At 64.4% G+C, this 14,220-nt stretch carries 9 protein-coding genes; 7 read left to right on the forward strand and 2 right to left on the reverse strand.

The features are described 5' to 3' along the window. The first annotated feature begins 82 nt into the window (after nucleotides 1–82). From OXT71_08300 to OXT71_08315, 4 genes are all read left to right on the forward strand, one after another. The gene (locus OXT71_08300) at nucleotides 83–1,849 is read left to right on the forward strand and encodes a formate--tetrahydrofolate ligase (GenBank protein MDE2926383.1); all 1,767 of its coding nucleotides are present in this window, start codon (nucleotides 83–85) and stop codon (nucleotides 1,847–1,849) included. Between the two features lie 5 nt (nucleotides 1,850–1,854). Further along, nucleotides 1,855–2,655, forward strand: a complete 801-nt coding sequence (locus tag OXT71_08305) for a glucose 1-dehydrogenase (GenBank protein MDE2926384.1) — start codon at nucleotides 1,855–1,857, stop codon at nucleotides 2,653–2,655. A 79-nt stretch (nucleotides 2,656–2,734) separates the two neighbouring features. Further along, the gene (locus OXT71_08310) at nucleotides 2,735–3,115 is read left to right on the forward strand and encodes a cupin domain-containing protein (protein MDE2926385.1); all 381 of its coding nucleotides are present in this window, start codon (nucleotides 2,735–2,737) and stop codon (nucleotides 3,113–3,115) included. Between the two features lie 45 nt (nucleotides 3,116–3,160). Then, the gene (locus tag OXT71_08315; GenBank protein MDE2926386.1) at nucleotides 3,161–4,777 is read left to right on the forward strand and encodes a hypothetical protein; all 1,617 of its coding nucleotides are present in this window, start codon (nucleotides 3,161–3,163) and stop codon (nucleotides 4,775–4,777) included. A gap of 22 nt (nucleotides 4,778–4,799) precedes the next feature. On the opposite strand, the gene OXT71_08320 is transcribed toward OXT71_08315, so the two are convergent. Then, complete coding sequence (locus OXT71_08320; protein ID MDE2926387.1) at nucleotides 4,800–7,991, reverse strand: TonB-dependent receptor; 3,192 nt, start codon at nucleotides 7,989–7,991, stop codon at nucleotides 4,800–4,802. A 253-nt stretch (nucleotides 7,992–8,244) separates the two neighbouring features. Here OXT71_08320 and OXT71_08325 point away from each other — a divergent pair, with 253 nt between their 5' ends. Both OXT71_08325 and menC read left to right on the forward strand, forming a co-directional pair. Further along, on the forward strand, nucleotides 8,245–8,976 hold the full coding sequence (locus OXT71_08325; GenBank protein MDE2926388.1) for an aspartate/glutamate racemase family protein: 732 nt from the start codon (nucleotides 8,245–8,247) through the stop codon (nucleotides 8,974–8,976). 79 nt (nucleotides 8,977–9,055) lie between these two features. After that, the gene (gene menC / locus OXT71_08330; GenBank protein ID MDE2926389.1) at nucleotides 9,056–10,177 is read left to right on the forward strand and encodes an o-succinylbenzoate synthase; all 1,122 of its coding nucleotides are present in this window, start codon (nucleotides 9,056–9,058) and stop codon (nucleotides 10,175–10,177) included. Nucleotides 10,178–10,218: 41 nt separating this feature from the next. Here menC and OXT71_08335 read toward each other — a convergent pair whose 3' ends face one another. Further along, entirely contained in the window at nucleotides 10,219–12,105 is a 1,887-nt protein-coding gene (locus tag OXT71_08335) for a pyrroloquinoline quinone-dependent dehydrogenase (GenBank protein ID MDE2926390.1), read from the reverse strand. 286 nt (nucleotides 12,106–12,391) lie between these two features. On the opposite strand from OXT71_08335, the gene OXT71_08340 reads away from it, so the two are divergent. Then, nucleotides 12,392–14,140 carry a hypothetical protein gene (locus tag OXT71_08340; protein MDE2926391.1) on the forward strand — a complete coding sequence of 583 codons (1,749 nt, stop codon included), beginning with the start codon at nucleotides 12,392–12,394 and terminating at the stop codon, nucleotides 14,138–14,140. Nucleotides 14,141–14,220 lie beyond the last annotated feature (80 nt).

Raw genomic sequence — 14,220 nt, forward strand, 5'->3', positions numbered from 1 at the left:
CGGTTGAGCTCCGTGGCAGCATGACCGGGGACGGGCAATCCGTAGTAGACTGGAAAGGCACGAGGATCAATTCTCCGTGGCGATGACGAGTTTGGATCCCACAAAGCTGGAAGGCTGGCAGTTGGCTGAGGCCGCCGAAAAGGTGGCCACGCCAATCGATCAACTGGGTTCGGAACTGGGCCTTCGGACGGACGAATTGCTTCCCGCCGGCCGGGGACTCGCCAAGGTGGATCACCGGGCGGTCATGGAAAGGCTCCGAGGCTCTGCCCGCGGGCGGTACGTCGACGTCACCGCCATCACCCCGACGCCTTTGGGAGAAGGAAAAACCACCACCACCATCGGACTGGTGCAGGGTCTGGCACGGATCGGCTGCAGAGTGGCGGGCGCCATCCGGCAGCCCAGCGGGGGGCCCACCTTCAATCTCAAGGGGTCGGGCGCCGGCGGCGGCCTCTCCCAGTGCATTCCCCTGGCCCCGCTCTCGATCCGGCTCACCGGCGACCTGGATTCCATCACCAACGCCCACAACCTGGCCATGGTGGCCCTGACGGCCAGGATGCAGCACGAACGGAACTACGACGACCGCAAGCTGGAGTCGCTGGGGCTGAACCGTCTCGACTTGGATCCCGGCCGGGTGGAGATGAAGTGGGCCATCGATTTCTGCGCCCAGTCCCTGCGTAACATCAACATCGGGAACGGCGGCAAGATGGACGGCTATCCCATGGAGTCGGGCTTTCAGATCACCGCCTCCAGCGAACTCATGGCGATTCTGGCCGTCTCCCGGGATCTGGCGGATCTGCGGGAGCGGATCGGCAGGATCGTCGTGGCCTGGGACCGCCGGGGCGGGGAGGTGACGGCTTCCGATCTGGAGGTGGCCGGCGCCATGACGGCGTGGATGACGGAAGCCGTCCATCCGAACCTGCTCCAGACCATGGAAGGGCAGCCCATGCTGGTACACGCGGGTCCCTTCGCCAACATCGCGCTGGGCCAGAGCTCCGTCATCGCCGACCGGATGGGAACCCTGCTGACCGACTATCTGGTCACCGAGAGCGGGTTCGGATCCGACATCGGATACGAGAAGTTCTGGAACCTCAAATGCCGGTACTCCGGGCTCCGGCCCGATGCGGTGGTGATCGTGGCCACGATTCGGGCCCTCAAGAGCCACGGGGGCGGGCCGCGGGTTCGCCCGGGCCAGCCGTTGGACCCCGCCTACACGGAGGAGAACCTGGAACTGGTGGAAGAGGGATGCTCCAATTTGCTGGCCCACATCGACATCGTTCGGAAGAGCGGGATCGAACCGGTGGTCTGCGTCAATCGGATCGTCACCGATTCCGACGAGGAGATCGCCTTGGTGAAGCGGGTCGCCGAAGAGGCCGGGGCTCCCTTCGCCATGTCCGACCACTGGCTCAAGGGAGGCGAGGGAGCCGTGGAGTTGGCCGAGGCGGTGGTGGCCGCCTGCGAGCAGAAGCGCGATTTCCGGTTTCTCTACGACATGGAGAGCCGGCTCGAAGCACGGATCGAGTGCATCGCCACCCAGGTCTACGGGGCCGGAAGCGTGAGCTACTCGCCGGAGGCCCGGCGCAAGCTGGAGCGGCTGGACAGCGATCCCCGGAACCGCTCACTGGGGCTCTGCATGGCCAAGTCCAATCTGAGTCTCTCCCACGATCCACAGTTGAAAGGCCGGCCGCGCGGTTGGGAGCTCCCGGTTCGGGACATCCTGCTCTACCGGGGCGCCGGACTGGTGGTCCCGGTGGCAGGGGGAATCCATCTCTTGCCCGGAACCGGTTCCCGGCCCGCCTACCGCGGGATCGACGTCGATCCGCAGACGGGCCGGATCCAGGGACTGTTCTGACCGGCATGCCAGGGTCCGATCGATTCAGTCTCCAGGGCAAGGTCGCCGTTGTCACCGGAGCCGGATCGGGCCTGGGAGAGGATCTCGCCTTGGCCCTGGCCGAAGCCGGCGCCGACGTGGTCGTCGGGGACCGGGACGGTGCCCTGGCCGAAGCCGCAGCCCGCCGCATTCGCCGGCGGGGACGGGACGGGTTGGGAGTGGCGGCGGACGTCTCCCGTCCCGACGACGTCGACCGCATGATGGCGGCCGCGGAGGAGCGTTTCGGGCGCCTCGACATCCTGGTGAACAATGCCGGGATTTCCATTCACGCCCCCACCCTCGACGCCACCCTGGAGGTCTGGCAGAGGGTCTTCGACGTCAACGCAACCGGGACTTTTCTCTGTTCCCAGCGAGCCGGCCGGATCATGGTGCGCCAGGGGGGCGGTTGCATCATCAACATCGCCTCGGTCTACGGGCATGTGGGAGTGGACCCTTCCGTCTCCCACCCGCCGGGCAATCCGACCCGCGAAGATCTGGCCTACTCGGCCAGCAAGGGAGCCGTGATCAGCATGACGCGGGCGCTGGCCACCTATTGGGCGGACTACAAGATCCGGGTCAACGCCATCAGCCCCGGGATGATCCGGACCGAACGGCTGAAAACGGCCGTTCCCAAGGACACCTGGTCCAGAATGATCCAGCGCACCCCCTTGAAACGCCCGGGGACGGGGGAGGACCTGCAAGGGGCCGTCATCTACCTGGCGTCGGACGCGGCTTCGTTCGTCACGGGACAGGTCCTGTGCGTGGACGGAGGCTGGCTGGCCTGGTAGAGATTCACGCCACGGCGCCCCCGATTGGCGCCGCTGAGCTTTTGACGAACGAGACGACTACGGACGGGAGATCGAAAAAATGAACAAAGACAGGTCCAAGGCATGCAAACCGGTTCGTTTCGTGGATCTGGCGAACATCGCTGAAAACCAGGAGACGCTGGACCACAAGTCCTTCAACGACGCCTTCGGGCTCCCCGGCCATCTGCGGATGTCGGTGGGCCGGCTGGCCCCCGGTGGGAGCGTGGAGCACCACCGGCACTTCACCATGGAGGAGGTCTACTACCTGATGAAGGGCCGCGCCATGGTGAGAGTCGATAACGATGAGTATGAGGTGGAGGAGAACACGGCCATCTACTTTCCTCCCGAGCCCATGCGGTCGGTCTACAATCACACCGACGAGGACTGCTGGTGGCTCTTCGTCGGAGCCCCACCCGATGTGAAGCCGCAAGATCAGAAGTAACGACGCTCCGGCCACGCCGCCGCCGGATTCCGAATTGGAGGAGTCATGTATTTGAAACACCGGGTCCACCTGTATCTCTTCGTTCCGCTGGTCCTTTGCCTGGCCGCTGGTTGTTCCGGCAGCGGACCGGGCACGCCCGAGCCCGACGGATTCCGTTTCGAGACGGTTCCGGGAGTGGTCCGCGGCGAGGCGCCGCTCCTGGCCATCGATGACCACCTGTTGCCGTTTTGGCGGAACGTCTCCCTCTACTATTCCAAGCCGGAGGTGAGGCTGGAGCCGGTATTGACCCCCAGCCGCGACGATCCCGACAAGCCGGATTACATCGGGACCCATTTCTACGGGACGGTCCTCTTCGACGAGGGCAAGTACCGCATGTGGTACTACCCCCTGGGGACGGGAGAAACCGAATCGGGGTTCACCGTAGGGCCGGTCGCCTACGCCGAGAGCGACGACGGGATCCACTGGGTGAAGCCGAACCTGGGACAGGTGGAATACAAGGGGAGCCGCGAGAACAACCTTCTGGATCTGCCCGGGGAGCGGATGTACGGCGGTCACGTCCTCAAGGATGAGGAGGAACCGGATCCGGAGCGCCGCTACAAGATGGTTTACAACCTCCACAACGGCACGACGTGGGTCTTCCGGACGGCTACAAGCCCCGACGGAACTCACTGGAAGGTCAAGGACCGGGATGCCGTCGACAAGTTCATCGAGATCGCGGGGGTCTACAAGCACAACAATTTCTATGCGGTCCACGGCCAGGCCGTCGGGCACAGCGAAGGGGGCCATGCCCATGGGCGCCAGGGTTACGCCGCCGTCTCGGCCAATTTCGACGACTGGGTATCGGGGTACGCCCCGGCGTTTCTGATCCGGGAGCCGGAGGACCCCGCCCAACGGGGCGGTCGCAAGCCCTACGATCAGGTGCATCTGGGCATCGGAGCCCGCAGCTACGGCAGCGTCCTGGTGGGCCTGTTCGGGCTCTGGCACAACTTCCCGGGAGACACGACCCGGAACGTCCCGGCGGCCTGGTTCGGACACGGCAAGATCTCGGCCGACTTCGGCCTGGTGGTCAGCAACGACGGGATTCATTTCCGCGAGCCGGTGAAGGGGCACGTCTACCTGCATCGGGACGATTCGCCGGTGACCAACGATCCGGGAAAAAGCTACCCCACCATCCTCTGCCAGTCGGGCAACGGCATCCTCAACGTCGGCGACAAGACCCTCATCTACCACGGACGCTGGCGCAATGCCGAGTACGGTGAGGAGTACTACGCGGAAGTGGGGCTGGCCACGCTGCCCCGGGATCGCTGGGGCGCCCTGGGACTCTATCCGGAAGGATCGACGAGGCTGGACGAGCCCAAGGGCTGGGTCTGGTCCGCTCCGGTGACTCTGCCAACGGGTGGTTTCGAAGTGGTCCTCAACGCCGACCACGCCCGACTCATGAAGGTGGAGATCTCCGACGCCGCATTCCATCTGCTGCCCGGTTATTCGGGGGAGTCGAGCGGCGTTCCCCAGGGAGAGGGAGGACTCGACGTTCCCGTCCAATGGCCCGGAGGAGACCTGGCCGCCCTGGCGGGTCAGACGGTGCGCCTGCGGATCCACATGGAGCGAGGGGCGGACGCCGATCCCCGGCTCTACGTGGTCTACCTGAGGCAACTCGATTGAATGCGAGACGGCCGGAACCGGATCAGAACGAATACTTGAGCGCCACCTGGACCTGCCGGGCCGGCGAGGCTTCGCCCAGTGCGCCGAAATCGGCCGTGCCGAACTGGTTGACCCGGGCTTTCCGCCGGAGGACGAAGTTGGCGCGGTTGGCTGCGTTGAACATCTGCAGGCGCAGTTCCAGATTCTGGCCTTCGCTCAGCCGGAACGTGCGCCGGAGCGAGAGGTCCACGTTGGCCAGGCCGGGTCCCTCCACGGTGGTCCGGCCCGCGTTGCCGTAGCGGAAGCCGTCGGGACGCACGAAGGCCTCCGTGTCGAACCACCGGCTCGGCGTGCGCTGGTCCGGGGCCAGGTTCGGATTCCCGATCCGGTCCGGCCACTGGGAGAACTCGGATCCCACATCCAAGCGATCGCCCGGGAGATAGACGGTGAACCAGGGACCGTCCTGGAAACTGGAAATGACCTGCATGGACCACCCGCCCAGAACCGCACCCAGAGGCCCGGTCTGGAGGTAGGGCTTGCCCCGGCCGAAGGGGGGTTCGTAACTCGTTGTAATGACCAGCCGGCGCCGGAGGTGGAGTTCCGAGAGTCCGCGGTTGTGGTGCAGCGGCAGGTTCCGGCTCCTGAAATAGCGCCGTTCGTACGATCCTTCCCAGCCCCCGCCGTTGTTGATCTGGCTGGACCAGGTGAAGGAGCCGCTCAGGTGCAGTCCTTCCGCTCCGGGCCGCCTCTCCAACCGAAACTGCATGCCATGGTACCTGGAGTCGGCGTCGGCCATGGGAATGTGGACAGCCTGCAACCCGGGGAAGGGGCGGCGGGCCTGCCGGTCGCCGGTTCCCGGAAGAGCATCGTTGAGAGACACGGTATCCAACTGGTTCGCCGTATGGGAGCCCAGATATCCCGCCTCCAGCATCAGGAGAGGGGAGAACTTCTGCTGCAGCGAGAGGCCCCAGACGTGGGTCGAGGAGAGCGGGAGCGGACTCTCCACTCCGAAGATGGTGGGTACGGCCGATCGGGACAAGGCCGCCGGAAAGGGGTCGGACAGGCTCAGGACGGGAGTCTCCAGGGGAGCGTTGAAGGTGGAGCGGATGGCGCCCTCCCGCGGAGTCCGGGTCAGCCGGTAAAGCATCCCGGTGTCCAACTCGTTGGCATAGATGCCGTATCCAGCCCGCACCACGGAGTTGGTTCCCACCCTCCAGGCCAGTCCGGAGCGGGGCAGGAAACCCTCGCTCCATCTCCAGCTCACCAGGGGAATCCCGGCCGGATAGCGGCCCGTTTCACCCGGCTTCAGGTCGAGGTCCAGGGGCGGCGCCGCAATGGCGCCCCGATGGGGATCGAAATTGGACACGAAGCCTCGCTTGTCCTTCCAGGGGAATCTCCCCTCGTAGCGCAGCCCCAGGGTCAGGGTCAGCGTCGGGCTCAGCTTCCAGTCGTCCTGGAGGAACAGGTAAAGGCTGTTCTGGTGCAGGTTGGCCCGGTAGGACTCGCCCCCCAGAGACGTTCGGGCCGGATAGCCGAGAAGGAAGTCTCCCAGCGCGTGTCCGGTATAGCGGTCGAAGAAGTAGAACCGGGAGCGGGCCTCCATGTTGATGAACATGTAGTGTTGGCGGAACTCGGCCCCGGTCTTCAGCGAGTGGTCGCCCCGCTGGAAAGAAATCTGTTCCTTGATCTGCCAGTTCCCGGTGATGGAGTCGCCCTGAAGCTGGATGTCGCCGAGATTGGTGTAGCCCTGGACCTCCACGATGGGAATTCCCATTCGATCCACGACGTTGTCTTGGAGCTGGCGGATCCCCAGCGCCGCCGAGGCCTCCGGTTTGGGATTGGAAGGCGCCGCGTAGTAGGGCCTGCGTGTCCAGTGGATACTGGCCACGTTGGTGAGGCCACTCGCCAGGGTCCTCGTGTTGGTGATGCTCTGTCCGTAGGCGCGGAGAGGCTGGGTGGCGGAAAATGCAGAGATCGCGCGCACGGTGACGTAGGGTCCTGAATTCCAGACGAAGCGCCCCGACCAGCGGCTCTGTTCCGAATCCTTGAAATCGATCCGCGTAATGAACTGCGGGTTGTCATACGGGGCGAAGGAGTCGGGGCTGGTGAAATTGAGCGCGCGCAGCGTGTTTGGCCGGGGAAAGAAGGCCAACAGCCGGGTCGCCACCGGATTGATCCTTTCCGGAGGAATGGCGTTGTTGGGGAAGAGGTTTCCGGTAGCCGGATCCCTCAACGGTCTGGAGAAACGGCCCTCCCTCTGTTCGAGGGTGGGGACGACTCCAGTCAGCGGCCGAATCTCCCGGATCGACTCGAGCTGGTACGAGACGAAGAACCAAGCCCGGTCCCGCCCGTCCATCAGGTGGGGAATCCGGATCGGCCCCCCCAGGGTGGCGCCCACCTGATTGCGCTTGTACTCCTGCTTCTCGTGCTCGAAGAAGTTGCGGGCGTCCAGGTTGTCGTTGCGGTGAAACCAGAACAGGTTGCCGTGATAGTCGTTGCCGCCGCTGCGGGTGACCGCCACGATCTGGCCACCGGGCCGGATTCCGTACTCGGCCCCGTAGAGGCCAGTCTTGACCTCGAACTCCTGCAGGGCGTCGGTGCTGGGCTTGAAGTTGGAAAAACGGGGAAACAGAGACCCGTCCACGTAGGTGACATTGTCCCGTTGCCGCATGCCCTGGACCCGGATGTTCCCCATGGCGCTCCCGGTGGTGCTGGTGCTGCTGGCCGGCGCGGTCCCTGGCGCCAGGGTTGCCAACTTGGTGAAGTCGCGATCGTTCAGGGGCATGTCTTCCAGCTTCTTGCGGCCGATGACCTCTCCCAACTCCGCGTTTTCCGACTCCAACTGGAGAGCCTGCGCCAAGGTTCGGCGGACTTCCGCCGAGTCTCCGGACAACAGATGGAAGTCCTGGCGAACCGTCTGCCCTATCTGGAGCAGGACTCCGGTGCGAACCTCCGTCTGGTAGCCGGCCAAACTCACGTGGATCTCGTATTCGCCGACGGGGACCCCGTCCACACGGTAGTTGCCGTTCGCCGCGCTCAAGGCCACGAAGACCTCGTTGGTCTGGATCCGGGTCAGGGTCAGCTCCGCGCCGCTCAGAATTTCGTTCTGACCGTCCCGGACGGTTCCCAGAAGTGTCCCCGTGCCCGTTTGTGCCATGGAGGGACTTCCGGTCAGGAGCAGCAGTCCTGCAGCCAGAACCAGGATGGGAAAAAGGGAGCGCAGCGGCGTGTGCATCTTCGGTGCCTGGTAGGGTCCAGAATAGCACGAAACCCCCGCCATCCTGGGCGTTTCACTGGAATTCACAAGGTCAGATCGTTGCTTGAGCAGTCCAATGCCTCCCATGAAGTCGATCGACACATTTCGACTCGATTAAAGTATTCATTTTGAAGAGTGTTACACCATAGAATACGGGTTCGGCGACCGCGTGCATGTAGTCGGTGTGACTTCCAGGTTCGGATAGGATCGTATTTCCAGGAGCCTTCCAAAAATGAGCATTCGTCATCGAATCGGATTGATGGTCCCCTCCACCAACACCACCTGCGAGGGGGACTACCAACTGGTGGCGCCCAAATCCATGACGGTTCACGGGCAACGGCTCTGGCTGACCAACGACTCCATGGGCGAAGACGGCATGGAGAGGATGAACACGGACATCGAGAGCGGCGCCCGCTACTTGTCCACGGCCCGGGTGGACGCCATCGTCTATGCCTGCACCACCGGGAGTTTCTTCAAGGGCGCCGGCTGGGATCGGGACATGCTCGACCTCATCGAGCGAACGGCGAAGGTTCCCGCCATCGGTACCAGTCCGGCCGTGGTCGAGGCGCTGCGCTTCATGGGCGCCCGCAAGATCTCCGTGGCCACCCCCTACCCGGATTGGAGCAACCGGAGACTCCGCACCTACCTGGAGACCGCCGGTTTCACGGTCCTCAACGTGGAGGGCGAGCCGGTGGCGGTGGGCGCCGGCCAGCAGGGGATCAACGATCAGGATCCGGAATCGGTGGTGAGGTTCGCCTCCCAGGCCTGCCGGCCCGAGGCCGATCTGCTCTTCTGTTCCTGCACGGCCTGGCGGTCGCTGGAAGTGGTGGAGGAACTGGAACGGATCACGGGCCGTCCCGTGGTGACCTCCAACCAGTCCACGATCTGGGCCTGCTTCCGGAAGCTGGGACTGACCGGCCCCATCGAAGGGTACGGCAGTCTGCTTCGGCGGATGGATCACTGAACCGGTCGTTCGCCCGGACCGCGTAAGCCCTTCTCGGACCGGTGTTCCGCTCCGGACCATTCGGTATATCCTGGGACCCATGAGAATCGATGCCATCGAAGTGGTCCACGTGGCCATGCCGCTCATCTATCCCTGGCGGACCGCCTACGGTGAGGATGCGTCCGTTCAGTCGGTCCTGGTCCGGATGGAGTCGCAGGGGCTGGCGGCCTGGAGCGAGGCGGCTCCACTGGCCGCTCCCCAGTACCTGCCGGAATGGGCGGGAGGCGTCTTCGCCTGCATCCGGGACTGGTTAGCCCCGATCCTGGTGGGACAGGAGATCGCCAGCGGGGAGGAACTTCAGGCCCGGCTTGCCTTCGTCAAGGGAAACTCGTTTGCCAAGGGCGGCCTGGACAGTGCCTGGTGGGTGCTGGAGGCCATGCGCCGGGGAGTACCGCTCTACCGGCTCCTGGGAGGACGGCGTTCGCAGGTCGACGTGGGAGCCGACTTCGGAATCATGGACTCGGTGGACGATCTGTTGGTTGCCATCGACCGGGCTGTGGTGGCGGGTTTCAAGCGCACCAAGCTCAAGTACGGGCCGGGATGGGATCTGCCCATGTTGAAAGTGGTCAGGAAGAACTTTCCCGATCACACCTTCCACATCGACTGCAACAGCGGCTACCGGCTCTCGGACCTGAAGATGTTCCGGGAGATCGACCAGTTGGGCCTGGCCATGATCGAGCAGCCGCTGCAGTACAACGACTTGGCGGACCACGCCCGGCTCCAGGAGGAGCTGCAAACGCCCGTCTGCCTGGATGAGAGCGTGACCTCCCCCGACAAGGCCCGGAAGGCCATCGAAATGGGAAGTTGCCGGATCGTCAACATCAAGACCTGCCGGGTCGGAGGACTGACGCCGGCCCTGGAAATCCACAACCGGTGCCAAGAGGCAGGGATCCCCTGCTGGATCGGGTCCATGTTGGAGAGCGCCGTGGGCGTGCGGGTCAACCTGGCCCTGTCCACGTTGGAGAACTTCACCTACCCCGCCGACCTTTTTCCCACCAGCCGTTTCTACCGGAAGGACCTGGGCCGTCCCGAAGTGTTCCTGGATCAGGGGCCTTCAGGCGAACCGGTCATGAGCCTGTCGGAGGAGCCGGGCCACGGAACCGAGCCGGATCCGGCCATGCTGGAGGAGTGTACGGTCGCCCGCGCGACGATCACGGCGTGACGCCGGACCGGGAACGGCAGCTTCCAGCCGCCGACTCTTGATCACGGAAGCGCAAACGCCACGAGCTTGCCGCCGAAGACCTTGTTGTACTTGTTTCCCCCACCGGCCGCGATGACGAGGAACTGCTTGCCGGTCTTGGGTCCCAGATAGCTCATGGGAGTGGCGTGGCCGCTGGCCGGCAGGCGCCGGACCCAGACCTCCTCGCCCGATTTCTTGTCGAAGGCTCGGATGCGGCTGTCGTTGGTGGCCGCGATGAAGACCAGCCCGCCGGCCGTCACAATGGGGCCGCCCAGGTTGGGGGCCCCGGTCTTGGGGATTCCGCGGCGCGTCAGTTCGTCGATCTCGCCCAGGATGGACTGCCAGCGGAACTCGCCCGTGTTGAGGTCGATGGCGGTCAGCGAGCCCCACGGCGGCTTCTGGCAGGGGTATTGGTTGGAATCCCAGAAGCGTCCGTACTTGGTGCCCCGGGCCCGGAAAGGGACCTTGGATCCCTCGGGCCGCTCCACCATCCGGACGAAAGCGCCCACGTCCATGGAGTTGATGTAGAGCACCTGGGACTCGGGATCGAACGCCGCCCCGCCCCAATTGGATCCGCCGTTGGTCCCCGGAAACATGACGGTCAGCTCGCGGCCGATGGGCCGGAACAGCGGGCCCTCCACATAGGCGTCCTTGACCATTTCCAGGCACTCGGCGCGGGACTCCGGTGTGACGTCGGTGATCTCGTCCCGGGTCATTGCCTGGCGAACGAAGGGCGGCGGCTTGACGGGAATCGGCTGGGTCGGGGAGTAGTACTCGCCGGGGATGTCCCCCTGCGGCACCGGCCGTTCCTCGACTTCGAAGAGCGGTTCTCCCGTCTCTCGATGGAGCAGGAAGACGAACCCGGTCTTGGTGGTCTGGGCCACCGCCGGAACCGCCTTGCCGTTGCGGCGCACGGTGACCAGGGAGGGCTGCGAAGGCAGGTCCCAGTCCCAAAGGTCGTGGTGGATGGTCTGGAAGTGCCAGACGCGTTTCCCGGTTCGGCAGTCCAGGGCCACGATGGCGTCGCTGAAAAGGTTGTCCCCTCTGCGGTCCCCTCCATAGAAGTCGGTGCCGGGAGAGGTCAGGGGAACGAAGACCATCCGGCGCTCCTCGTCCACGCTCAGGTTGGACCAGGCATTGACGCCCGACCGGTCCTTCCATGAGTCTCCCTCCCAGGTGTCGTGCCCGAATTCCCCCGGACGGGGAACGGTGTGGAAGCGCCAGACCCTCCGCCCGGTCCGGGCGTCGACGGCCTGGATGTCGCCGCTCGGTCCCTGGGGTTCGCCGTCGGTGACCCAACTGCCGGCCACCACCACGTCGCCGCAGGGAGCCACCGGCGAGCCCAGTCCCCACCGGAGATGACCGTAGTCCCCCATCATCCCGCTCTTCAGGTCCACCATCCCCGAGGTCCCGAATTCCGGGTCGACTTTCCCGGTGGCCGCGTCCACCGAAAAGAGGCGGCCCAACTGGTCCCCCAGAAAGATCCGCTTGACCTTCCCATCGGTCCAGTGGGCGACGCCCCTGCTCTTGTACATGTTCACCCGCTCGCTGCGGTCGAACTTGGGATCGAACTCCCAGAGCTTCTTGCCCGTGTCCGGATCAAGCGCCAGGAGGCGGTGAAAGACCGTGGAGACGTAGAGGACGCCGTCCACCATCAGGGGCGTGGTCTGAAAGGAGGAGAAGGTGGGCAACTCGGAACCGTCGCTGAAGTCGCCCGTGTCGTAGACCCAGGCTTCCTTCAGGCGGCCCACGTTCTCGCGGTTGATCTGGTCCAGGGAGGAGTACTGCATCCCTCCCGGGTCCCCGCCGTAGGAGATCCATTCCCGGTCCTGGGCGGGAAGGAGTCCCTGAACCGGCAAGGTGACGAAGAGAAACAGGCGGAAAAAGGCCGAAGGGCGCGCTGTGCTCATGCGTTTCTGATAGCAGCGCGCCGAGAGGGAAGTCAAGGAAACAGGCGGGTGGCCGGTCCACGTTACTGAGGAATGCGAAGGGACTGACGCGGAGCGCTGTGTAAAGCGGCACGTTATCGTCGTGACGATCCTCATGACAATTCGCGGTCCTGTCGTCAATTGTCATGATCATTCGCGACACAGTTGTCAATTGTTCGCAATCGATCCAACGGTTCCGATTCAAGTCCGCGCCTTTCCCGAGATCAGGCTGGCGGCTCCACCCTCCCTGCGGTATAAAAACCGCCAGATGAGACGCTCCGGACCGCCCCCTCGCAGGGGCGTTCGCTACGAACCTCCCGAGAAGCCACCGCACCTGCTCTCCCTGGGACTCGGCCTTCAGCTCGTGATGCTGAACATCAGCGGAATCGTGCTGATCCCCAAGATCATCATCGAAGCCGCGGCCGTCGGCGAGGTCTACCTTTCCTGGGCCGTCTTCGCCGGACTCTGCGTCTGCGGCCTGATCACCGTCATCCAGGCGGTTCGGGTCGGCAACATGGGAGCGGGGTACATCCTCCTGATGGGGACCTCCGGCACCTTTGTCGCCGTGTCGATTACGGCTCTGGTGGAGGGGGGACCGGCTCTACTGGCCACCTTGATCGTGGTTTCGTCCCTGTTCCAGTTCGTCTTGGGCTCGCGTCTCGTACTGCTGAGACGGGTGATTACGCCGTTGGTGGCGGGGACGGTCATCATGCTGGTAGCGGTCACCATCATGCCCATTGCCTTCAACATGTTGTCCCGGCCGCCGGAAGGAACTCCGCCGGCTGCCGCCCCCGTCAGTTTCGCGGTGACCCTCCTCGCCATGGCGGGTCTAGCCCTCTTCGCAGCGGGCGCTTGGCGGCTCTGGGGCCCGGTCTTGGGCGTGATCGCGGGTTGCAGCGTAGCGGGGTACTATGGGATCTACGACACTGCCCGAGTCGTCTCCGCCCCTTGGTTCGGGCTGCCGCCCATCGGGTGGCCCGGGTTCGACCTGAGTTTCGGCTCGTCGTTCTGGGCTTTGCTCCCGGTATTCATATTCGTGGTGGCCATCGATACCGTGAGGACCGTAGGCGGCTCCATCAGCATCCAGCAGGTGTCCTGGCGGCAGCCGCGAGCGACCGATTTTCGGTCGGTGCAGGGCACCATCGGTGCAAGCGGCCTGTCCAACCTCCTTTCCGGACTGGTGGGGACGTTGCCCAACACCACCTACTCCTCCAGCATCTCGGTGGCCGCGCTCACGGGTGTGGCGGCCCGCAACGTGGGGGTCTGCGTCGGGATCCTCATCATCGTCTTCTCCTTCATTCCCAAAGCGACGGCGGTGATCCTGGCGATTCCCAATCCGGTCGTTGCGGCCTACATCGTCGTGCTCATCTCGCTGCTGTTCGTCGTTGGAACGCGGATCGTGGTCCGGGACGGCCTGGACAGTCGCAAGAGCATCGTGGTCGGCGTCGCGTTCTGGTTGGGCGTCGGTTTCCAGAACCGGCAGATTTTCTCGGAACACCTGGGAGATGCGGCGGCGTCGATTATGGAGAACGGGATCGCCGCCGGTGGACTGGCCGCGATCGTGATGACAGTCGCCCTGGAACTGTCCAAGCCCCGGCGGAGGAAGATCAAGACGAAGCTGGGTCTGGAGTCGTTGGCGGAGGTCGACGAGTTCGTTCAGCGATTCGCCAAGGACAAGCATTGGAACGCGACCTCAACGGGACGACTGCGCGCGGCGACGGAGGAGGCGATCCTGAGCTTGGTTCCGTATGAGAGGGATACGGAGCCGGAAGACGCGCGGAACCTGGTCCTGTCGATGGGAGGTGACGGCCGGAAGGCGGAATTGGAGTTTATTGCCGCAGCGGGGGAGGGTAATCTTGAAGATAAATTGGCGCTGTTGGGACAATGGGCGGAACAGTCGAGCGATCGCGAATTCTCGCTCCGGCTGCTCCGCCACTTCGCCACCTCCGTGAATCACCGTCAGTATCACGACACCGACGTCGTGACGATCCGTGTAGACGCGGACAAGGAATCATGACGCGCAGGCTGACGGGCGGCCCGGGAATCGGTCAGCTCCTATTTCGGAAACGAACCGGCAACGACGGGTTGCGACAAACA

Source organism: Acidobacteriota bacterium, assembly GCA_028874215.1.
Classification (GTDB): domain Bacteria; phylum Acidobacteriota; class UBA6911; order RPQK01; family JAJDTT01; genus JAJDTT01.